The sequence below is a fragment of the Tannerella forsythia genome, from assembly GCF_001006485.1.
GTDB classification, from domain to species: domain Bacteria; phylum Bacteroidota; class Bacteroidia; order Bacteroidales; family Tannerellaceae; genus Tannerella; species Tannerella forsythia.
In genome coordinates, this window is sequence record NZ_JUET01000070.1 from 45,732 (window position 1) to 69,227 (window position 23,496).

20 protein-coding genes and 1 pseudogene are annotated in these 23,496 nt (G+C 46.8%); 16 read left to right on the plus strand and 5 right to left on the minus strand.

Annotation, left to right across the window (positions count from 1 at the left end; genetic code table 11):
• Positions 1-395: 395 nt before the first annotated feature.
• Positions 396-1,865: a C10 family peptidase gene (locus Tanf_RS05475; RefSeq protein ID WP_080948565.1), complete on the plus strand. Its 1,470-nt coding sequence runs from the start codon at positions 396-398 to the stop codon at positions 1,863-1,865.
• 21 nt (positions 1,866-1,886) lie between these two features.
• Positions 1,887-3,008, plus strand: coding sequence for a hypothetical protein (locus tag Tanf_RS05480; RefSeq protein WP_140230599.1), 1,122 nt, complete (start codon positions 1,887-1,889; stop codon positions 3,006-3,008).
• Between the two features lie 497 nt (positions 3,009-3,505).
• Here the strand turns inward: Tanf_RS05480 and Tanf_RS16375 are convergent.
• Positions 3,506-3,762 (minus strand): annotated as a pseudogene (locus Tanf_RS16375) (IS1380 family transposase); the annotation flags it as partial.
• 264 nt (positions 3,763-4,026) lie between these two features.
• On the opposite strand from Tanf_RS16375, the gene Tanf_RS05490 reads away from it, so the two are divergent.
• The 9 genes from Tanf_RS05490 (at position 4,027) to Tanf_RS05530 (ending at position 9,971) form a co-directional block, all read left to right on the plus strand.
• Positions 4,027-4,638, plus strand: a complete 612-nt coding sequence (locus tag Tanf_RS05490; RefSeq protein WP_014223958.1) for a peroxiredoxin-like family protein — start codon at positions 4,027-4,029, stop codon at positions 4,636-4,638.
• Positions 4,639-4,657: 19 nt separating this feature from the next.
• Positions 4,658-4,936, plus strand: coding sequence for a hypothetical protein (locus tag Tanf_RS05495; RefSeq protein ID WP_014223959.1), 279 nt, complete (start codon positions 4,658-4,660; stop codon positions 4,934-4,936).
• Between the two features lie 204 nt (positions 4,937-5,140).
• Complete coding sequence (gene fsa, locus Tanf_RS05500) at positions 5,141-5,797, plus strand: fructose-6-phosphate aldolase (RefSeq protein ID WP_046825188.1); 657 nt, start codon at positions 5,141-5,143, stop codon at positions 5,795-5,797.
• A gap of 107 nt (positions 5,798-5,904) precedes the next feature.
• Entirely contained in the window at positions 5,905-6,510 is a 606-nt protein-coding gene (yihA, locus tag Tanf_RS05505) for a ribosome biogenesis GTP-binding protein YihA/YsxC (RefSeq protein ID WP_041590590.1), read from the plus strand.
• Between the two features lie 48 nt (positions 6,511-6,558).
• Positions 6,559-7,233 carry a hypothetical protein gene (locus Tanf_RS05510; protein ID WP_140230600.1) on the plus strand — a complete coding sequence of 225 codons (675 nt, stop codon included), beginning with the start codon at positions 6,559-6,561 and terminating at the stop codon, positions 7,231-7,233.
• 31 nt (positions 7,234-7,264) lie between these two features.
• A complete protein-coding gene (locus Tanf_RS05515) occupies positions 7,265-7,933 on the plus strand; it encodes a hypothetical protein (RefSeq protein WP_041590591.1) in 669 nt (222 codons plus the stop codon).
• A gap of 16 nt (positions 7,934-7,949) precedes the next feature.
• A complete protein-coding gene (trpS, locus tag Tanf_RS05520; protein ID WP_014223965.1) occupies positions 7,950-8,942 on the plus strand; it encodes a tryptophan--tRNA ligase in 993 nt (330 codons plus the stop codon).
• A gap of 67 nt (positions 8,943-9,009) precedes the next feature.
• Positions 9,010-9,447, plus strand: coding sequence for a putative quinol monooxygenase (locus Tanf_RS05525; protein ID WP_014223966.1), 438 nt, complete (start codon positions 9,010-9,012; stop codon positions 9,445-9,447).
• 143 nt (positions 9,448-9,590) lie between these two features.
• Positions 9,591-9,971: a hypothetical protein gene (locus tag Tanf_RS05530; protein WP_041590592.1), complete on the plus strand. Its 381-nt coding sequence runs from the start codon at positions 9,591-9,593 to the stop codon at positions 9,969-9,971.
• A 305-nt stretch (positions 9,972-10,276) separates the two neighbouring features.
• On the opposite strand, the gene Tanf_RS05535 is transcribed toward Tanf_RS05530, so the two are convergent.
• Positions 10,277-11,275, minus strand: a complete 999-nt coding sequence (locus tag Tanf_RS05535; RefSeq protein ID WP_014223968.1) for a malate dehydrogenase — start codon at positions 11,273-11,275, stop codon at positions 10,277-10,279.
• 326 nt (positions 11,276-11,601) lie between these two features.
• Between Tanf_RS05535 and dxs the strand changes: the two genes are divergently transcribed.
• From dxs to Tanf_RS05550, 3 genes are read left to right on the plus strand one after another with little or no spacing between them, the layout of a single operon-like run.
• Entirely contained in the window at positions 11,602-13,530 is a 1,929-nt protein-coding gene (dxs, locus tag Tanf_RS05540) for a 1-deoxy-D-xylulose-5-phosphate synthase (RefSeq protein ID WP_014223970.1), read from the plus strand.
• Positions 13,527-14,867 (plus strand): Trk system potassium transporter TrkA, encoded by a 1,341-nt coding sequence (trkA, locus tag Tanf_RS05545; protein WP_014223971.1) that lies wholly within the window; start codon positions 13,527-13,529, stop codon positions 14,865-14,867. The genes dxs and trkA overlap by 4 nt, the downstream gene beginning before the upstream one ends.
• Before the next feature lie 6 nt (positions 14,868-14,873).
• Positions 14,874-16,331 carry a TrkH family potassium uptake protein gene (locus Tanf_RS05550; protein WP_046825189.1) on the plus strand — a complete coding sequence of 486 codons (1,458 nt, stop codon included), beginning with the start codon at positions 14,874-14,876 and terminating at the stop codon, positions 16,329-16,331.
• 143 nt (positions 16,332-16,474) lie between these two features.
• Here Tanf_RS05550 and Tanf_RS05555 read toward each other — a convergent pair whose 3' ends face one another.
• The 3 genes from Tanf_RS05555 to Tanf_RS05565 form a co-directional block, all read right to left on the minus strand.
• Positions 16,475-16,963, minus strand: a complete 489-nt coding sequence (locus Tanf_RS05555) for a DUF4625 domain-containing protein (RefSeq protein ID WP_041590593.1) — start codon at positions 16,961-16,963, stop codon at positions 16,475-16,477.
• Entirely contained in the window at positions 16,960-19,116 is a 2,157-nt protein-coding gene (locus Tanf_RS05560) for a TonB-dependent receptor (RefSeq protein WP_371706629.1), read from the minus strand. Before Tanf_RS05560 ends, Tanf_RS05555 begins: the two co-directional genes overlap by 4 nt.
• A 779-nt stretch (positions 19,117-19,895) precedes the next feature.
• Positions 19,896-20,222 carry a hypothetical protein gene (locus tag Tanf_RS05565; protein WP_052449021.1) on the minus strand — a complete coding sequence of 109 codons (327 nt, stop codon included), beginning with the start codon at positions 20,220-20,222 and terminating at the stop codon, positions 19,896-19,898.
• Positions 20,223-20,529: 307 nt separating this feature from the next.
• On the opposite strand from Tanf_RS05565, the gene Tanf_RS05570 reads away from it, so the two are divergent.
• Positions 20,530-21,048, plus strand: coding sequence for a L,D-transpeptidase family protein (locus Tanf_RS05570; protein ID WP_014223976.1), 519 nt, complete (start codon positions 20,530-20,532; stop codon positions 21,046-21,048).
• Positions 21,049-21,529: 481 nt separating this feature from the next.
• The gene (locus tag Tanf_RS05575; protein ID WP_046825190.1) at positions 21,530-22,903 is read left to right on the plus strand and encodes an ATP-binding protein; all 1,374 of its coding nucleotides are present in this window, start codon (positions 21,530-21,532) and stop codon (positions 22,901-22,903) included.
• The last annotated feature ends 593 nt before the right edge of the window (positions 22,904-23,496 follow it).

Consider the following 23,496-nt stretch of genomic DNA (forward strand, 5'->3'; position numbering starts at 1 on the left):
CCGGCAGCACTGCACGAAAAAAAAATCATCCTTCTACCTGTTCCTGTTTTTCTTTCCTCCTATCGTTACATTAATTGTTTATGACACATCGAACATTGTTTGCTTTTTATCTACTTGACGTACATCTCACCAAACACCCTGTCCAAAAATTTATTCTTTTTACAAAAACAGCCTGAAAAATTTTAAATTTAAATATTTTTTCCAGCTTTACTATCATATAAGTAGAAAACGAGGCTTTATACGTACAACTCGAACCAAAGAAGAACCTCATCCACAAAAAACTTTTTTTCAATTTTCTTTGGAGTGTTCAAAAATATACTCTAACTTTGGGGGGGGGTCGATGAATCAAGTCGGTAAATTTCCGACAATCATTATTAATTTTAACATTAAACGCTATGAGAAAATTTTCATTTTTGGCTTTGTTGATGGCCATCTGTGCATCAGCAATGTTTTATTCTTGTAATTCAAACGATTGGCAAGAAAGTGGAGAACCCGGAAGCATCTCTCCGGAAGTAGTAATGGTAGAAAATCCATTTCTAATAGGGAAAGAAAAAGCTATTGATAATGCTATGGAATTCCTTTCAGAAACAGGATTGGAATCTAATCAAACGCTTCTGCGTTCATTTAACTTAGGCAAGGCGAAAGTAGAGACAAAAGTCTCTAACTATGCCATTTCTCTTGTGAAAAAATTAGGTTCCAAGAAGCAGGTTCTTACTCAAACAATTCCTGTTTACACAATCAATTTCAAAAACGAAGATAGTGAAAACTCAGGCTTTGTTGTAACTGTAGGAGACGATCGATTTACTAAAAAAGATGTGTTGATATACAGCAATGAGAAAGGGGCGCGTTTCGACTTAGAAGCCAGAGAAGATGCTGATTTTTTAAAAGACATGATTGCAGGATACCTACATAATAAGGTGAATAATGTCGAGATGGAAAGCAGCGACTTTACATCTGAAAAAAAACATGTCGAAAATGTCACACAGCCAAGAAGTCAAGAATATGAAGGATATTCCACTCCTACCGTAGAGATACGCCCTACTTATGAACTTTACGTAGTGGGATGTCAGGCTTGTTGGCCACAATTAAGCGATCCGTATACACGCTATACCCCTTTTCGTAATGGCCGACGGGCAGCCGTCGGATGCACGGCGATTGCCATGGGTGAAATTATGGCCAACTACAAATGGCCACAATATGGTACATACAAACGATACACCACTAATGCTCCTCAGCCGGAAGTAGTACAAATCAATTATGCAGATATTTCCGAATATGACTATAGAGCAGTATGGGGGACTGACTACCTAACCTCCAACACTTCTTGGCCCGCAGCCGAGGAATATGTTGCCAATCTGGTTTCTGAAATTGGATACAAGTTAAATACCGATTATACGGCAAGTGGCACACTCTCTCTTGCGTATCCTTGGGATGTTCCTGCTGTATTCAGAGAAATGGGATATCTTTCAGACGCATGCACAGATTATTCCTTAGAAAAAATAAAGACCGATATTATAACTAGAAAAATTCCCGTATTCATGGCTGGATGGAAAGAAAATGGAGGAGGAGGTCATGCATATGTAGTTCGTGCTTATGAGTATCGAAAAACAAATAAGCAGTCATACATCTGCGTAATGAATGGAGATATTTATAAGGACACTGGAATGCGCTGGTTCTGGTTCAATGCTGAAATGTTTACTACAAAATACAACAACCATCCTTATGTTCCCCAACCAGATGATCCTGAGAATGTTGTATATGAATACAGATATAGTTGCGAGGTTGTCACGAATATCCGAAAAAATCTAAATAATCCAGGCTCTACTAATCCGGAATGGAAAGTTAGATATCATAACCCATATTAAAATATTTCAAACATCTACGTCATGAAAAAATTAATTACAACAACCGCTCTGTTATGGGCAATGGTGGGGATGCTCTCCGCGCAGACCATCACGGGTCCCAAGCACCCGCTGAACATGAAAACCCAAAGGAGTATGGCAGACTCCACAACATGTGAGACCTACCTCAGTGGAGGCAGCACGAACATCATGTATCCGTTTTGTTCTTCTATTCATCGATACAGCAAGGACCGGCTAACGGATACAACGCTTCATCAATGCGGACTTCTTAGTCAAACCATCCAAAAGTATTCCCCCGACGGGCACTTGCTCTACCGATCGACATACGTCCCGAAAAGAGTCGATACGGATGGCAATGTTTCTCCCGAAAAGGAGTTTCACGTTGTGAAATATACCTATGGAAAAGACGGCAGGCTTCTCAAAGAAGAACATTACGACAGGATAGCAGACCAACCGACGAAAGGCAAACTGTATGAATCACTCGATTATCAATATACGATGACTGACAGCGGGTATGTACTCCACGTCACCGAAAGGCTGAATATCGACACCGAAAAAGATTCTATTGCCCAACACAAAGTCGAGATTCTGCTTGATAAGAAAGGACGCGTTACAGTCTGGAAAACAAAAGATAAACCTGCCGAAGAAGCATACATCACGGGCGATGACGGTAAACGCTATCGTGTCGGTGACACATATTATTCGTATACCGACAGCAGCTATACTTCCCTCTCGTTCAAACGTGGAGGGAAAGAACTGATACGCGACCAAATCACCCCCGACCGATGGTATAAACATGACTATCTCTTTAATAAAAAAGGCCTTCAAACCAAAGAAATATTCAGTATCCGCCCGAAGGATTCCAAAGAGTGGAAGAAGTGGGACATAGAAGGGTATTTCTACTTCTACAAAGACGGAAACCCTTACAGCAATATCCGGATTGGGAAGGCTTCGGGACGAGTCTACGGCACCGTAGGCGGCGCTGTGGTGGAAACGGAACAGACCGTAGAAGCAGCTGTTTATACATTCGGCGGACAACCGGTTAAACGCCAACGTATCGGCGCCGGAACGACCCGCATCCCCTTGCCCGTAGGCTTCTACCTTATCACGCTCAACGGCACGGGACATAAAGTTATCGTGAAATAATCGATTTATATTCCATTGCCTCTCTCCTCCCCCTTCAAGAAAAAATGAAACGAAAGCTTGAAAGGGGAGGAAGAGCGGCCGAGACATAACAGCCGTTTTTTGAAATCCACCTTAAACCCGCAACACAGAATAAAACCTTAGTTTGTTTAACCCAAATTACGCGATACACTGTTTGGCGTTTACCATTAATAATGGATGTACGAATATATGACAAGGGTTACGTCAGGCTTACAGCCCTCCGCCGAGATGCGATGTCTTTTTCCCCAACGCTTCGCATTGGGCTGAATGATCTCGCCCCCTATTTATTAATGGTTAATTGTCATGCCGGGTACATGATTCGGCGTGTAACACGCATAACCATTACCCGAAAGGGCTGAAAGCCCGAATTATTTCAGCCCCATCCCATAAGGGTGGAGGATCGACATCCGGACCTTGTTCGGAGGGCTGAAGGCCTGAATTAAATTCATGCTTATTTGTTTTATTGCGGAATCCAGGATAATCCATTTTGCAGGAACGGCGATGAGTCTGAAGACGAAAGCCTTGACCCTGCTTGTAGGCTTCTGCCCAAAGACCTTTATTCCTCCATCCTGCATCAGCAGTTTATAGAAGTTTCTTATGAGGGCTGTGAGGATCAGGAACACGGTATGCTCTGCCATAAAGGATTTAATTTAGGCAGATGTTTCCATCCAAGCCCGTTGTTGAGGTCATCGAAGATGCATTCCTTGCTCCCTCGCTGATTGTAGAATTCAATCATGTACTGACAATTTCTCTTGAGCAGGAGCCACAGTCCGTTCTTGCCCTTTTGATATGGACATGGCGTTCTTCAAGCAAGACGGGAGAAGATACGTTCTAATGTGTCTTACTGGTTAAAAAGCACATTGGCATTACCATTCGGCATCAATGAGCAATAAAAAGTTGTTTAGAACATTATAAAAATAATTAAATCAGAGTTTTGCGAAATGTAGGTATAAGATTTTTTCTTACCTTTGGTTCCCCTAACAAACAAATTTATTAAACGATGAAGATATTGAAATTAGTATTGGCAGCATCTTTTTTATCTGCGGCTACCCTTTATGCACAAGATGCTTCGAAGGCACTGAAAGTAGGCGACAAAGCCAAAGATTTTACTCTGAAAAACGCACAGGGCAAACCTGTAAGATTGTACTCTCTGTTAGAGAAGAGCAATGTAGTACTCACTTGGTACAGAGGTGGTTGGTGCCCTTATTGCAACTTGGCTCTAAAACAGCTGCAAGATGCCTTGCCCGAGATAAAAGCACAGGGAGCACTCTTGGTAGCCCTTACACCCGAATTGCCCGACAGCAGCCTGTCTACTAAGGAAAAGCATCAATTGCAGTTCGAAGTTCTCTCCGACCTCAACAACGAGGTGGCACGTACATACGGCTTGGTATTCAAACTGGACGAAACCACGGCAACACGCTACGAACAAGGATTTCAACTCTCGGCATACAATGGCAATCATTCTGCCGAGCTGCCTATGCCCGCTACTTATATAATCGACCAAAAAGGTATTATCCGTTATGCTTTTGTAGAAGCCGACTATAAGCAGCGTGCCAACCCCAAAGTAATTGTCGGAGAATTGAAGAAAATCGGAGCAAAAGCCAAAAACTGATCACAATGTCAATAAAAACATGCCTCAAAAAGGACTCCTTATCTTGAAATACACGTATGGAGAAGACGGCAATCCGTACAGTAATATCAAGGTCGGGAAGGCTTCGGGACGAGTCTACGGCACCGAAGACGCCGCTGTGGTGGAAACGGAACAGATCGTAGATGTAGCTGTTTATACGTTCGGTGGACAGCAGATCGAACGTCGACGCATCGGTGCAGGAACGACCCGCATCCCCCTGCCCGCAGGCTTCTACATCATCACACTCGGTGGCACGGGACATAAGGTTATCGTGAAGTAACAAATTTTATTTCCCATCGCCTCTCTCCTCCCCCTTCAAAAGAAAAAAACGAAACGCAGGTTTGAAGGAGGAGGAAGGGAGGCCGAGACATAAAAACCGTCTCATAAGCAATCGACTAAAAAAACGCTGGGCTGCTCACGTTTTTTGTTGTAACTTTGAAGACGCATAACGGAGACAAGTATCATTAAATAAAACAAATATTGTATGAAATTTTTTATCGACACGGCCAATCTGGACCAAATCCGTGAGGCTAACGACATGGGAGTATTGGACGGCGTGACCACGAACCCTTCGCTGATGGCCAAAGAAGGCATCAAGGGAGAGGAAGCGATTCACCGTCATTATGCAGAAATCTGCCGGATCGTGGAGGGCGACGTGAGCGCCGAGGTGATTGCCACCGATTACAAAGGGATGATTGCCGAGGGTGAGGTGCTGGCCGCGCTGCATCCCAACATCGTTGTGAAAGTACCCTGTACGGCCGACGGCATTAAGGCCATCAAACACTTCGGCACGAAAGGTATCCGCACCAACTGCACGCTCGTGTTCTCGCCCGGGCAGGCATTGCTGGCGGCCAAGGCGGGAGCCACGTACGTCTCTCCGTTCGTGGGACGTCTCGACGATATTTCGAGCGACGGTATCGAGCTCGTATCGAAAATCGTAGACATGTACGCGTACTACGAGTTCGAGACACAAGTGCTGGCTGCCTCCATCCGACACACACAACACATCATACAATGTATCGAGGCCGGTGCCGATGTGGCCACCTGTCCCCTAAGCGCCATCAAAGGACTCCTGAAACACCCGTTGACAGATAGCGGACTGGCCACCTTCCTTGCCGACTACAAAAAAGTAAACGGCTGAAAAAAAGAACACATCCAATTCATGGAGAAGATAAGCAAACAGATTTGTTTTTCGACCCAAAAGTCGAGGAATTAAACCCATTTTATAAATAAACAAAGAAAGTCATGATGGAAATCAAAAGTGCGGAATTTGTCATCAGCAATACCGACGTGCAGCAATGCCCTGACGGCACACGTCCCGAATATGCCTTTATCGGACGGTCGAACGTCGGCAAGTCGTCGTTGATCAATATGCTCACCGCACGCAAACGATTGGCCATGACCTCACAGAAGCCAGGCAAGACGCAACTGATCAATCACTTCATCATCAACGGCGACTGGTACATAGTCGATCTGCCCGGCTACGGCTATGCACAGCACGGCAAAGCAAACCGCGAAAATCTGCGACGCATCATCGAATCGTATATCCTGCGCCGCCCCCAACTGACCTGCCTCTTCGTGTTGCTCGACTGCCGGCACGCACCGCAGAAAATCGACCTCGAATTTATGGAATGGCTCGGCGAAAACGAAGTACCCTTTGCCATCATCTTCACCAAAACCGACAAAATCAGCAAAGGACGGCTGCAGGAAAACCTTGACGCCTATCGTCAAAAAATGCTCGAGACCTGGGAAGAACTGCCGAATATCCTTACCTCCTCATCCGAAAACAGGGACGGACGCGAAGAAATCCTCCATTATATCGACGAAATTAATCGGCAGATAAGAACCTCCTGATTTAACTTTTTTATGTATCTTTGCGCGCATAAACAGAACAAAGAAAAAATGAAAAAGATCATCGGAGCGCTTTCATTGGTACTGCTTATCGGCTGCTCCTTGTCGGGGAACAGAAAAAACGATGCCTGTAACCATTCGGAATGGTACGGATACGTAAACATCTGCCTCCCCACCATCGACGGGATGAAAGAATGTCGCCTTCACCCTCGTGTACAGGCCTTCACGCAGAAATATCGCGAAAGCGGCCCTCTGCTCGGATACTATCTGAACGACAAAACATATCAACGAATCGACAGTCTGGGAACGTTTTCGTTCGATAATTATTTCATGCTCTACGGCGACTACAATCGCGAAAACTACGAAGCCACGGCCACCGACCTGCCCCTCATGCAACAACAGCTCGAACAAAGCCTCGTAGGCACCAACTGGCAGGAACTGGGCCGGCAAGTCGAAGACGTATATAACACCTTGATGATCGGACAGCCTGCCATCATCGAGAAATACAGCCCTTGCTCCGACGTACTGACGATGATCGTGCTGATGAAATACCGGCAGGAAAACGGTCAGGAATCGACCGTTATCAGCGCAGCCAACTGCATCCTGGTAAAAAAACGCCTGCTCAATATGGCTTATTACATGGCTTACGACGGAGGCAAAACCATCGACCTGCTCAAAGAGCGTAACGACGGCGCCGTACAAAAGCTGATGCAACTCAACCAATAACCCGATTTCTCAAAAAACAATCCGTACTGCAATGGAAAGTAGAAAGGCATGCGTTTTTGCCAAACAACGAGACGGTCAGGAAGTTCCTCTCTTCGAAGGAGGGAATCCCTTGCCTTTCTTTTGGCTCATGCTTGTAGGCGATGACGATATACGACACTACAGCGAAAAAATCAAACAGGCCTCCCATACGATGCCCGACGATACAAGCATGGCGCTCGATAAACTGAAAGCCCTTGCAAAAGCTACGGGACGGCGAAACTACATCGAAAAATATTACACCTCGTGCCTGCCCTTGTTCGACGACTGGATTTACTTCCTGCAAATCTCCGACTTCACCGACATGAAAATCTACGTCGATTTGTACGAAGTAAGTACTTGCTACACGGACCTTGACGATTTCGAAAAAAGCTTGCAACGAGCTATCGCCGGCTTTGACAAAGATGAACAGGCCTGGTACGAGAATACCATTGCCGGCACTTGCGGCTATGAAGCACGCAACAAAAACAAAAGACGATTTGTCGACTTCTCCGGAAGCTACCGGGATAAAAATAAAAAAGATATCTACAGCCATTTCGATCAGCGCATACATTTGGGCAAAACCATGTCTCCCCATAAACGCATGCTGCTCACCGTGCTTGTGCTCACGGCCATCAGCCTTCTGATCATCGGTATCGTAGCCTTATTATATTGGGTGAAATAAAAAAATGAAACAACATATGGAAACAGTAGTAAGCGGCATCCGACCCACAGGCAACTTACACTTGGGCAATTACTTCGGGGCGGTCAAAAGTTTTCTGCGCATGCAGGATGAGTACCGGTGTTTTTTCTTTATTGCCGACTGGCACTCACTCACCACCCATCCGCGCCCCGAACATATCCGCCAAAGCGTGAAAACCATCCTCGCCGAATATCTGGCTTGTGGACTCGACCCGCAAAAGGCCACGATCTATGTGCAAAGCGATGTGCATGAAGTACTCGAATTATATCTCTACCTCAATATGAATGCCTATCTGGGCGAATTGGAGCGCGTGACGACGTTCAAGGAAAAAGTACGCACCCAACCCAACAACGTGAATGCCGGCCTCCTGACCTACCCTACGCTCATGGCTTCCGATATCCTGATTCATCGTGCAGTCAAAGTACCCGTAGGGAAAGACCAGGAACAAAACATGGAAATGGCACGCAAATGCGCCCGACGATTCAATATGATTTACGAAGTCGACTTCTTCCCCGAACCGGCATCGTTTCACCTCTCAGACAAGGCCGTAAAAGTTCCCGGACTTGACGGATCGGGCAAGATGGGGAAAAGCGAAGGTAATGCGATCTATCTGACGGACGACGAAAAAACGATCCATAAGAAAGTGATGAAAGCTGTCACGGACTCCGGCCCTGCAACGCCTAACAGCGAGAAGCCGGAAGTGATTCAGAACCTCTTTACCATGATGGAGATCGTATCTGCTCAAGAGACGTATGACTATTTCAACGAGAAATATAACAACTGCGAAATCCGCTATGGAGACATGAAAAAGCAATTGGCCGACGATATCAACATGTTTTGTGCACCGATTCGCGAACGCATCAAGAACATCGTCACCCATGATACTTATCTCGATACCATTGCTGCCGAAGGCGCCGAGAAAGCGTCGGCCAGCGCAGCGGTTACTCTTGATGAAGTACGTCGCATCATCGGATTCAAATCCTACCGATAAACGTTGATGAAGAAAGAAAGAATTTTTATTCTTACGACGGTTATTCATTTTAAAACATAAATAAAAGATGAAAAAGATTGGATTATTATTGATGGTTATTGCACTGATTGGAACGATGTCGTGCAATGGAGGAAAAAGTGTGGACACCGATACGTTGTGTGCAGAAAAAGTAGCGGCTGCCGTACAGGCTGCCTGTGACTCGATCCGTGCGGCTCAGCCCGTGAGAGAAACGAAAATCATCGTGGCTCGGGCTACCGTAAAAAGCGGAAAAGAAAAAGCATTTCTCGAGATCGCAAAGAAACTGGTCGAAGCCACTCGCGCCGAAGAGGGGAATGTCAGCTATACCCTTTATCAGTCGCCCGAACAGCCTACCACTTTTATCTTTTACGAAGCATATAAAGATGCGGCGGCATTCGAGACCCATGCTTCGTCCGAACATTTCAAAGCTTTTGCCGATGCCATTACCGATTTGCTCGACGGCGATTTGCTCGTTGAAAAATTTTAGTAAGAAAAAAGAGACGGACAAATATCCTTTTTTTTTAGGTAGAAAAAGAAAAAATATTTTTTTTATGCTGTAAAACATTTTTTTCTTTTTACCTTTGTCGCGCAAATAAAAAACATCAATCAGGATTTTAAATTTTTAAAGAGATGAAAAAGATTTCAATGTTTATGATGGCTTTGGCCATGGTTATGATGGTTGCTTGCGGTGGTAAGAAAGCTGAAACAACCGAAGGTGAAATGACAGAACCCGTAGCAACGGAAACTCCTGCTACCGAAGTTGCTCCTGCCGAAGGAAGTGCTTTGGATCAATACCTGAGCCTTGTCGACGAAATGGTACCTCTGTACGAAAAAGTAGCTGCCGGCGATGCTGAAGCAACACAGAAAATGGCTGAGCTCGGGCAGAAAGTGCAGGACTTGGCTGCTGACCTGCAGAAAGAAATGGCTAACCTGACTCCGGAACAGTCTCAGAAATTCCAAGATGCTGCTAAGAAACTGACAGAAGCAGCTCAGAAAGCTGTAGCGAAATAAATGTCTATTTTTTGACTATCGAAAAAAAAGGCAGCCTTTCTCAAAAAAAGGTGGCCTTTTTTCGTTATGGCCAGTCTACACGAAAAAGAACCGGCTCCTCTCATATTCCGAAAAAAACACCCTCTCTTGCTCGGTTACGAACCGGCAGGACAGAACAAATCCCTATCTCACAGGTTTCCCATAGAGACAGGGATTTTCATTAGCCTACAAAAACACTCAACGGCCGAGATCAACTGCCCCCCCCCTTGTAGTTCTGCCTTCTCCCGAAAGCCGATAAACATCTCTTTCCGGGAACAATCAATCTTTTATAAATGAGCATTCACTTTATTCCATTCTGCAACCGGAGGTAAGACGCCAAGTCCGATCACTTCGTCACGCATTGCGCAAAGATGTTCGTAGCTCTTTTTCAGATCAGCCATCTCGGAAGACGTACCTTGTACATCTTTGTACGTACATCCGTCTTTCGTGATTTCAACAGGCATCGCCATCATAATATGGTCGAATCCGCCTGACGACACGTAAGTGCCGGCCGGCCACCGGAACGCCTCTCCCCCCATGGCAGCACGTATCATCTCGACCGATACGTAAGCAGGACTTTGGAACGAAGAACGTCCACGCAAGTTGATAATATTCGCACCGCCCTTGGTCACACGCTGTTGCAATGCAGCCCATGCTTCGGCCGGTAATTTGTCTGTTCCGATCAGGTCGACCAGCGGCGTGCCGTTGATTTTTGCCGTCGAAGCAAAAACAGCCATCTGTTCGCCGTGTCCGCCAAACGTACAGCATCCCGTCACAGTACTCTGCGGCAGCTTGAAGTACTTCGCCAACTCGCTTTGCAGACGTGTCGAATCAAGCCCTGCAAGCGTTGTCACCTGCGAAGGTTTCAAGCCTGAGTATATGAGCGTGATCAGCCCCGTAATATCTGCCGGATTAAAGATCACGACCACATGCTTGCAATCCGGACAGTATTCTTTAATGTCCTTACCCAATTGTTCGGCCACCTCGGCGTTGCCTTTAAGCAAATCTTCACGTGTCATGCCGGCTTTACGTGCAGCACCACCCGACGAAATGACATATTTCGCACCCTTCAACGCCTCGGCCGGAGACGTCGTATACGTGAAATTCATCCCCTCCAATCCGCAGTGACGCATCTCTTCATAGACTCCCTCCAGAGCCGGCTCATACACATCCTGCAAACAAATGTTCGGAGTCAGTTTCATCATCGCAGCCGTCTGTGCCATATTGGAACCGATCATCCCGCCGGCACCGACAATCGTCAATTTTTCGTTCGTTAAGAATCCCATAGTCTTGTTTATTTTTATGTTAGTAAAATGTTCAGAACGCTACAAAAGTACGGTTTGATTTTTGAATAAAGAAATTTTTCCGTATTGAATTTGCTCCGAAAAGATAAAAAGAAAGAAAATATCTCTGCAAAATACCGAAAGAATTTGAAAAGACCAAGTGAAGAAGGTCGTGATATAAGTCCGATCAAGCTCATTTACAAAACAGAACAGATTGATCTTAAGGCATAATCTGCCTTTTTCGATCTCTCTTCATACGATTTTCAAAACGATTTGTCATCTTTATCTACGCTAAATTCCGTAAATTTGCAAAAAAAAAGAAAGAAAGGATGACTACAAACAAGCAAGAAAGCTTATTGGAACAGATTCACTTTCCCTCCGACCTGCGTAATCTCTCGGCTGACCGATTGGAAGACGTATGTGCAGAGCTGCGACGGTATATCATCGACGTGTTATCCAAAACTCCCGGACATTTAGGAGCGAACCTGGGTACTGTCGAACTGGCCGTAGCATTGCATTACGTATTCGACACCCCTCATGATCGGATCGTGTGGGACGTAGGACACCAGGCTTACGGACATAAGATATTGACCGGACGACGCGATGCATTCCGAACCTTACGCCAGTATAAAGGAATCAGTGGCTTCCCCAATCCGAAGGAAAGCGAGTACGACGCCTTTATCGCAGGACATGCCTCCAATTCCATCTCGGCGGCGCTCGGTATGGCAACCGCTTTTGAGATAAACAACGAACCCGGCCGTCACGTCGTAGCAGTCATCGGGGATGGCGCCATGACAGGAGGATTGGCCTTCGAAGGATTGAACAACGCATCGGCCAATCCCAACAATCTGCTGATCATTCTGAACGATAACGACATGTCCATCGATAACAGCGTCGGCGGACTGAGCCGCTATCTCGTCGACATCACGACAAGCCAAACATACAACAAGATTCGCTACGATGTATACCGTAAACTCCGAAAGCTTAATTTAGTCTCCGAAGACCGGCGGGAAAATATCCTGCGTTTCAACAACAGTCTGAAAGCATTGATCAATCGGCAGCATAACCTGTTCGAAGGATTCAGTATCCGCTATTTCGGCCCGGTCGACGGACATGACGTAAACAATCTGGTGCAAAAACTCAAAGACATCAAAGATATGCAGGGGCCAAAGCTATTGCATCTCAAGACCAGGAAAGGGAAAGGCTTTGAGCCGGCCGAACAGTCTGCAATCGAGTGGCACGCACCCGGTTGTTTCGACAAGGAAACGGGAAAACGCATCATTCCCGCACGGCTGAACCAACCGCAACTCTATCAGGATGTGTTCGGACATACGTTAGTAGAACTGGCTGAAAAAGACAAACGCATCGTAGGAATCACTCCTGCCATGCCAACAGGTTGCTCAATGGGCTTCATGATGAAAGCTTTCCCCGACCGCGCCTTTGACGTCGGCATCGCCGAAGGACATGCTGTGACATTCTCCGCAGGATTAGCCAAGGAAGGAATGATTCCCTTCTGCAATATCTATTCTTCGTTTATGCAACGCGGATACGATGAAGTGATTCACGACGTAGCCATCCTGAAATTGCATGTCATCTTTTGCCTCGATCGGGCGGGATTAGTGGGCGAAGACGGCATGACACATCACGGCGCCTTCGATCTGGCTTATCTGCGTCCGATACCCAACCTTGTCATCGCTTCGCCACTGAACGAAATCGACTTGCGCAACTTGATGTACACGGCGTATCAAACCTCGGACAGGCCTTTCGTTATCCGCTATCCGCGCGGCAAAGGCGAACTGGAGAACTGGCAAAATACGATGGAATTACTTCCCGTCGGAAAAGGCAGACAACTGCACGAAGGAAGCGATATAGCCGTGCTTTCGATCGGTTCAATCGGCAACGAAGTGATCAAAGCGGTCAAGACGGCCGAGAAAGAAGGCATATCGGTCGCTCATTATGATATGATTTTTCTCAAACCACTTGACGAAACGCTCCTGCACAACATCGGAAAACGATTTGCGCACATCATCACCGTCGAGAATGGGACCGTTATCGGTGGATTGGGTACAGCCGTTGCCGAATTTATGTGTGAACACGGCTATACGCCGCGCATCAAACGCATCGGCATTCCAGACGCATTCATCGAACATGGAAGTATTCCGGAACTGTTTCAGCAATGTGGTATGGATGCCGAGAGCATTCTCAAGGCAATCCGTCAGAGTCGGAAACGAAACGAACCAATTACGGAAGAACCATGAGAGTCCTTATTGCAGGTGCAGGAGAGGTCGGCACTCATCTGGCCAAGATGTTGTCGAGAGAAAGGCATGACATCACCCTCATGGATACGGACGAACAAAAACTGGCTTTTGCTCGCTCAGGAATGGAAATCCTGCCGTTTACAGGAAACCCGACATCTCTTCACGACCTCGAAGAAGCCGGTGTAGACAAGGCCAACTTGTTTGTCAGCGTGACACCGGAGGAAACCGCAAACATCACAGCCTGTATGTTAGGGCACAACTTGGGCGCCGAAAGGACATTTGCCCGAATCAACAACTATGAATATCTCTTGCCCAAGAACAAAGAACTGTTTCAGAAAATCGGCGTCGATTCCATGATTTACCCGGAGATGCTGGCAGCCAAAGAGATTGTGGAGGCCATCAAACGCCCGTGGACACGTCAGTATTGGGAGTTGTTCGGAGGGAATCTGATCCTGCTCGGCATCAAGGTACGTGACGACGCACCGATCATCAACCAAACCCTCATACAACTGCTATCGAACAACCGGAAGCTTTATCATATCGTCGCGATTCAGCGAGGACACGAGATGATCATTCCCGGCGGAGGAGACCATATCGAATCGGGCGATCTTATTTTTGTCACGACAACACGTGAATGGATCGAAGAAGTACGGATAAAGACCGGCAAACAAAATCCGGAAGTAAAGAATATCATCATCATGGGAGGAGGACGCATTGCCATCCGGGCCAGCCAGTATATGCCGGATAACATCCACATCAAGATCATCGAAACCGACCGGGAAAAGTGTGTGCAGATATCGGAAAAAGTACCTAAGAACGTGCTGATTATCCATGGCGACGGCCGCGATACCGACCTACTGCGACAAGAGGGCATCCTCAATACACAGGCGTTTATCGCCCTGACGGAAAATTCGAGCACGAATATTCTGGCTTGTCTGGCAGCCAAACGATTTGGGGTTTATAAAACCATCGCACAAGTCGAGAACCTCGATTATGTTCCGTTGGCTTCGAAGATGGATATCGGTTCAGTCATCAACAAAAAACTGATCGCAGCCAGCCATATCTATCAGTTTCTTCTCGACGCCGACGTCTCGAATGTCAAATGTCTCGCTTTCGCAAATACCGATGTGGCGGAGTTGGTAGCCAAGCCCGGCTCGCGTATCACAAGAAAGCCGGTGAAAAACCTGCATCTGCCCAAAGACATGACGCTCGGAGGATTGATCCGCAGCGGCGTCCCGATGATGGTGGAAGGCAGTACACAGATTCAGGCCAACGACCGTGTGATGGTCTTCTGTTTCGAATCGGCCATGCGTAAACTCAAAGACTATTTCAACTGAGAAACGATGTTTAAACTGAATGTCCGGTATATTGTCAAGCTACTGGGGATGACTCATCTCCTTGAAAGTTTTTTTATGCTGGCCGCAACCGGAGTCGCCTTCGGATATGGCGGACGCGATTTCTACCCGTTACTCATCTCGACGGGGATCATGTCCGGCACCGGGCTCCTCCTGTATCTGATCGGGCGGAAAGGAAATGATTATCGTTCCGGACGCCGGGAAGGGATGCTCAGCGTGTCATTTATGTGGACGATGTTTTCCTTTCTCGGCATGCTGCCTTACCTGATAAGCGGCTATATTGACAACGTCACGGATGCCTTCTTCGAAACGATGTCCGGCTTCACTACTACCGGAGCAACCATCCTGACCGACATCGAGGCCCTGCCGAAAGGACTGCTGTTCTGGCGCAGCCTGACCCAATGGCAAGGTGGTATCGGGATCATCGTGTTTACCGTTGCCCTGATGCCGATTTTTGGCGGTACCGCCTCGCAGCTGTTCGATGCTGAGACCCCGAGCATCACACACGAGCGCTTCCTGCCACGCATCACGCAGGTAGCCAAACGCCTTTTCGGAATTTATCTGTTGATCACAGGCGTTGTCTTCGGGTTGCTCTGGATCGGCCCGATGAATGCCTACGATGCGATCAATCACGCACTGACCACCGTTTCGACAGGAGGATATTCAACTAAAAATGAAGGTGTTGCGTATTGGCAATCGGCGTATACCGAGTACATCATCTGTTTCGGGATGTGCCTCGGCGCAACAAACATCACGCTGCTTTATTTCTCGTTACGCAGACACTGGCATAAGCTCGTGCGCGATGAAGAACTCCACTGGTTTTATGGTGTGATCGCTACGGCCACTGTCATTGTAACGATTTGGTTGTTGGTTCACCAGCACGAAACGAGTATCGAAAAAGCATTTCGTCAATCACTCTTTCAAGTAGCCTCGCTGATCTCGACAACCGGCTATCTGACGGCCGACTATTCAACCTGGGGCGCTTTCTTTACCTTCATCATGCTCTTTATTTCGGTCGTGGCCGGATGCGCCGGATCAACCAGCGGCGGACTGAAGATGGGACGTTTTGTCATCCTGATCAAGAACATGCTCAACGAGTTTAAGAAGCAAACGCATCCGAATGCCGTGCTTCCGATCCGAATGAGTGGTCAAATCATCCCATCCCATATCGTACAGCGGGTTTCAACCTTTGCATTCGTCTATATGGGCTTGATTCTGCTCGGAGGAGTCGTATTGGTCCTCGACGGGCTGAACTTTGAAGAGGCACTCGGCATATCCGTCAGTGCAGTGGGCAATGTAGGGCCTGCCCTCGGGCAATATACCGATGGCAATTTCTCCGCCCTGTCGGCTTTCCCCAAATGGATCCTCTCGTTCCTGATGATGATCGGACGTCTGGAAATTTTTACCGTCTTGACGATTCTCCTACCCGGCTTCTGGAAGCGATAAACCCAAAGTGGCAATGTGTAAAAAAGGGGGCCAAACATTTTGTTTTGATCCCCCTCCTCTTTTTGAAGTTGTCACAGAATCTTCCGAAGGCGGAAGCCCCCATAACAGCTACTATCGCTACGTTTATTGACTGTTACGCCCGATTAATGTTCATGATGATGACCGTCATGATCGGGCGCGTCTTTGCTCAGTACAATATTACGTTCGGGAATCCGCTGTTCGTTTCCGGCAGCATCGGTACAATACACCATCAGGTGATATTTCCCCGGTGTGGCGTTCTCCGGAATTTGGATATCGTGATGATGGATATGTGCGTTTTTCTTCCCCGACACATCATAGCTTTTCTTAAAGGAAAACGCCACCGTGCCATCACCCGATTTAGTATGGGTATGATTGTCGAAATTACTATGTATTTCGATCAGATACGACTTCAGCATCACATCGTCCGACAAATCCATGTCGAAATGCACACCGTGCTTATCGCCGATTTTTAACACCGCACCCTCTTTGGGAGCATTCAACTTGATCTCCGGTTTCGTTACATCCGCTTTCTCGTCTTTGTCGCAAGACACGAGCATGAATGAACTGGCTGCCAATAGACAGACTGCTGAAAAATAAAACTTTTTTCTCATTTTAATAGTTGGTTAAATGGTACTTTAATATATAATTGGAAGTTTCGTCCCGGTTCGGGGATTTCAACCTTCCGATAAAAACTTAAATGATTAAAATATTTCGCATCGAATAGATTGCGAATGCTTAGCGACAGCTCGACCATCATGCCTGCTACAGCAAAGTCCATGCTCGCTCCGGCATGGAGCAGCTGAGCGCCCGGTGTCGCGTCTTCATTGCGGGCGATGCGGTGCTGAGCAACAATGTTCTGCCACTCGACATACGAGCGGAAGCGTTTGAAGCCCCAACTCAGTGTTTGACGTATGGAGAGCGGCGGCGAAAAGTTGAGTGCCGTATGCGTATCACGATTGCGGGTATAAACATACTCACCGGCGAAACGGTAGTGTAACCCGCGCGACAGATCGAGATCGAACGCAATTTCTCCACCCGCAAACAATGCCCGCGCGGGGGTATAACGGTAAACCTGCCCGGCATGAGGTAGCGCTGACCACTCGCCCGTGGGCTGAAGATAGATGTAACAGTCGAAGAGGCTGACGAAGGGCGACACGGTCAGTTCAAGCCCTGGCCGAGTAAGGCTGTAGGAGGCATCGAATTGCCAGCCGCGCTCGGAGCGGAGGGTCACATCGCCCTGCTCGTGACGGAAGGTACCGTGATGGACACCGTTCGAGGCCAGTTCGTTGGCGCCGGGCAGGCGAAAGCTGCGCCCGATGTTCGCCTTGAACAGATGAAGCGGCGACGGATTCCACACGATGCCGGCCGAGAAAGAATAATCACCGAAAATACGGTTTACATCATAACTTCTTTGTTTATATCGTTTTACCTGTTCATTAATATACCCTTGGCGACGCAGATATTCGCCCAGAAAAGGATCGTCGGAGGGAGCGATATCTATCTTCCCGAAGTCATAACGCGCACCGCCGTTGAGCGCAAATTCATGGGTGGGACGGTAAGTCGACAGCCAGTATCCGCCCGCGGCAAAACGCGTATACTCGGGCAACAGAAAGGCGTATCCGGCGATATCGTTCTTTTGCGCCTGCACATCGAGCCCGGCCGTATGCTCCCACGACAGATGATGCAACAGACGCGCTTTGAGTGCACCACTGAATGTATGCAGACGAAATTCCAGCTCCTTATCGGGGTCTTGCGCAGGCGGAAGTTGCGCATCGTAATGGGTGTGAAAGGCACTCCATTCTTCGCGATGATTATACTGATAGCCAAAGTCGGCCGAGAGGATGAGATCGTCGGGCGTGTATTGTTGATGTGTCATCACTTTGAAGTGATTGACGAGGCTGTAGGGCAACGCAATGTCACGGCTGTTGCCGTCGTCCTGCAAACGTGAGAGGTCCGGGGCACCGTGTGCACCAGGAAAAAAGCCCATCTTCTGAAAAGCGTTGCTGACCGTCACATTCATCCGATAACGGTTTCTTCGGTATCCCCCGAAGAAAGAAGCGTTACGTTCCATGCCGGCCGTATTCTTGAGCCTTCGACCATAGACGGGGATTTTGCGTGTGAGGTAGACAATTGTGTCGGCAGGTATACGATAGTCGCCGTAGCGCTGTTCGGAGAAGCGTGCCCTGACGAGCCACGCGCCTTTGCGCAGGCCAAGCATCAGCGATCCTCCCAGCGTGCCGTTGAGCGATTTGCTGAGTATCACGGCCTCACCGAAAAGCTGATCCACTGCCGGCCACGTGGCCGGCAGAATTTCGATGACGCCTCCCATGGCATCACTGCCGAAGATGAGCGACGACGGACCTTTGCGCACCCTGATTTCTTCGACATTAAAAGCATCGATCTCTAATCCGTGGTCGCTGCCCCATTGCTGCCCTTCCTGCTTGATCCCGTTCTCGGACACGACAATACGATTGAAGCCGAGGCCACGAATGGCGGGCTTGGAGAAGCCTGCACCGATATCCATCGAACGGACGCCGGGAATCTTCTCCATCGTTTGCACGAGGTTTCCCGTGAAATGACGGTTAAGAAAGTCTTTCCGCACCACGTCGATCGTGAGAGCGGTCATCTTCTGCTGTTGCCGATGATACGATTCCGAGACTACAACTTCGGACAAGGACACGTGCTTCATACTGTCGGGCGCTTCGCTCTGGGCGTCGACCGAGCATACCGCAAAAAGAATCAGCAGCAGCAAACTATATCTGATATTCATACAAAATTATTACGTTAGCGATCGGATAAACCGCAAGTTTCACTCATTTAATGGTTAATGGTTATTCTTTACTACCTTGACGACCTTGTTACTTTTTTTCATTTTACCACAAGTTTTCATTCAGCGGTCAGCATTCGTCATTCTTCGTTTTTCTGTTTTTAGTCTATCAGCCAAACAAATCAACATCCAAAACAATCATTACATCGGCTTACAACCCTGCGCCGAGATGTGTACCCTTTTTCTCCCAACGCTTCGCATTGAGCTGAATTAACACACCTCTATTTATTAATTGTTAATTGTCATGCAGGGTACATGATTGGGGCTGTACCACGCATAACCATTGACGATTAAACATTAACAGTTAACCATCGAAATTATTTCCACCTGCGAAGATTAAACGCCCCAGGGGCATACATGGGCTGAAAGTCCGTTCTATTTCAGCCCCATCCCATAAAGGGTAGGGTATCGATTCCCCTGTCTTGTTTTTGAGGGCTGTAAGCCTGATGCAATTTATCAGTTAGCATTCAGCTTTCAGTCAACAATCGAAACATTTCAACAATTAAACAACTCAACATTCAAATGCCCAAAGGGCAGGCATCTAATACTCAAAAGGCTGAAAGCCCGATTTAGTTTAATGGTTAATTGTTAACGGTCAAGAGTTATCTTCCGGGTACATGACTTGGCATGCATTATGCATAGCCAACTAACAATCATCTATTTACAATTATTATATCGTGTATCACGCATAACAATTGACAACTGACCATTAATAATTAAATGTACGGTGGGGCACGCAGAGCGTAAGCGTAAAGAAGCGGACGGATGGTTTCACAAACAGCTGCCACCGGTTTACGCTCAGCGGTGAGAAGGGTAAAGAGACGAATCCGGAATATTTCACTTTGTGTGAAAGGCAGGAGATTGAAGAGGCAGATGAAGCAATCGTCATCCGACGAGGTGGTTTGCGGATTCTCTCCGTGCGTGCAACACATATCATACCCACACGCCTCGTGACGGTGAAATGCTTTCACCACAAAGACGGGTAGCAACGCAGCCAGCAGCAACGTCGCGATGACATATCTTCCTTTTGCACCTGTTATCACAATCTTCCTGCAAAGTTGAAAGCGCAAAGTAAAATAATATTTTTCAATGATGCAAATCTATCCAACCGTCAGTTGGAAACAAAAGGCGAGACCTCTGCAAAATACCTCTTTTATTTGCCCAATTCAACTATTTTTAATATAAGAGCTACGCAAAAACCATTCTCTCGGCACCGATAAAGACTGAAAGCAACGTGTCTGAAGCAACGATTCGTTTTCATTGCATATCTTTGCAGAGATTAATTGCCAATACCCGGTGCAGATATAGGCTGGGTAGGGTGTTTTCTGTCGGTTCTATAAGACATTGAATATGAAGTGCGGATGGATAATAGGAGTAACGATCGTCGCAGGGATGGCGGGGCTGTGGCTCTTGGGAATGCATGATAAACCGCTCGCCCCATCGCTCACGGTCAATAAGATTGTCGTCGAGAAAAGCAAACGGCGACTGAGTCTCTACTCCGGTGAGACTTTGTTGAAGACGTATCCGATCTCACTCGGAAAGTATCCTCTCGGACATAAAGCATTTGAAGGAGATCAGCGTACGCCCGAAGGAAAGTATGTGATTCATGATAAAAACCCTCACAGCGGCTATTACAAGAATCTGGGAATCTCCTACCCCAACAAACGGGACATCGCACATGCGAAAGAAATCGGGAAAGCTCCCGGCGGACATATCAAAATACACGGACTGAAGAACGGCTGGGGCTGGATCGGAAAAATACACCTGCTCAAAGACTGGACAGCCGGCTGCATCGCCTTGACAAACGAAGAGGTGGAAGAGCTCTATCAAGCCGTACCGATAGGAACCCCGATCGAGATTAAACCGTAAATATATTCTCACCGAAACCTTTGCAGTGTTTTTTTGTCGATGAGATATGCTAATCGTTGGTAATCCCCATTTACTTGCCGATACGGCATATTAGACCAATTGACTACAATGGTTTGAAAATCAAATGATAGAAATGTCTGATTTTGCTTTTTTTTCTGCGCTGAACTTTTGCAAAGATCATGCGTTTTTCCGGTACAAGAAAACAAATGAAAAGACTTTGATAAAAAAGGCGATGTATCGGATTTTTTTGCAGTCAGCCGGATGATGATATTCTATTTACGTTTCTTTTCAGATGCTTATTTTTAAGAAACAATATGCGTTTTTGTGGCAGAAATCTGTGGACATATGCAAAAATATTCTGTAAACTATGCTTTTTGAGAGAAAATAGTATTTACAACAAGTTATTAGAAAAATACTTGGCTTGAAATTTTATATTATGCTATAAAAACATTATGTTTGCGATACATAATAGATATAGAATATGAAATTCGTTGATAGAATAGAAGAAACGGCACGACTGAAGGACACTCTTTCAAGAGAGAAGTCTTCGTTGGTCGTAATGTACGGTCGCAGACGGTTAGGTAAGTCAACGCTTATCAAAAGGGTGTTGTCGGACAGTGATGTATATTTCCTTGCCGACCGTTCAGAAGGGCAACATCAGAGGACTTTGTTTGCAAAGGTGGTAGCACAAGTATTTCCTGATTTCGATAAGTTAACTTATCCAGATTGGGAGTCTATATTTCGTGCCGTTAATTATCGAACAGACAAGCGTTTCGCTCTGTTCTTGGATGAATTCCCGTATCTGGTGGAACAATCCCCGGAACTGCCGTCAGTGTTACAGAAATTGGTTGATGAAAAGCAGTTGAAGTATAATCTCGTACTTTGTGGTTCATCCCAAAATATGATGTATGGACTCTTTCTTGATTCTACAGCACCTTTATATGGCCGTGCTGATGAGATAATGAGACTTACGCCGATACGCTTACCGTATATTCAGGAGGCTTTGCACCTTGACGCGGTGAGTGCCATTGAAGAGTATGCTGTATGGGGTGGTGTACCTCGTTATTGGGAACTAAGAGAAAACAGAAACTCACTTGACGATGCGTTGTGGCACAATATCCTCTCTGTAAATGGCACTTTTTACGAAGAGCCAGTAAAACTGTTTCAGGATGATGTAAAGGATATTGTCAAGACTTCTACAGTCATGTCTTATATCGGCTCCGGCGCAAATCGTCTTTCTGAGATTGCTGCCAGATGTAATGAGCCGGCAACTAATCTGTCACGTCCATTGAAGAAGCTGATTGACCTCGGATTTTTGGAGAAAGATGTTCCGTTCGGAATTGACGAAAAGAATGCAAAAAAGAGCCTATATAAAATAGCCGACCCATTTATGGCATTCTACTATCAGTTTGTTGTACCTAACCGTTCGTTCATCGAGATTGGTCGTCGTTTGCCATTAGAACGAGCTTTGGCAGCCCATTTCTCGGAGTATGTGAGTATGCATTGGGAAAAACTATGCAGGGATGCTGTAACGGGAAATCAGGTTAACGGAGTTGTTTACGGCAAAGCAAAACGCTGGTGGGGACCGGTTCTCAACGAGGATAAAAAGCCAGAACAAATAGAGATTGATGTAATGGCAGAATCACTTGATAAAAAGTATCTCTTAGTAGGTGAGTGCAAATGGACAAATCCAGAGAATGGTAGACAACTTACAGCCGAACTTCTCCGTAAAACCAATCTGCTGCCATTTGCCAAGAATTACACGATTTTCCCGGTCCTATTTCTTAAAAATGCACCGAAAGATGATGTCGGGAATGCGATGTTGCCGGAAAATGTTGTTGAGTTGATGAGGTAAATTCATATAACGCCTATCCATGATGGCGCGGAATCTTTTCTTCTGTCAGATAAACCCAAATTACGCGATACACTGTTCGGCGTTTACCATTAATAATGGACGTGCGAATGTACGACAAAGGTTGCGTCAGGCTTACAGCCCTCCGCCGAGACGCGATACCTTTTTCCCCAACGCTTCGCATTGGGCTGAATTAACACGCCCTTTCAGGGCTCTTACAGCAGTCAGCCGTCAGTTCCGCATTCCTCCTTGGAAGGGGGGAAGGGGGATGTTCATATCGGCGTTATGACGGGTGAACACAGAGGTTCGCCCCTACATGAACTGCCCTTTCCTCTACCCTGTCATTCAGAGCGAAGCGATGAATCTCCTTCCTTCTCCAAGTGAGATTCCTCACGGTGTTCGGAATGACAAGGAGGGGCGTTCAGAGCACTTCCCTTGTCATCCAGAACGTCAGCGATGAATCTCTTTTCCTCTTCCTCGCGGGATTCCTCACTGCGCTCGGAATGACAGGGGTACATGTTGTAGAGACACAAATCATTGCGTCTCTACGGTGCGTACTGCGTTCATTTGCGTCCATTTGTGAAATTTGTGTTCGG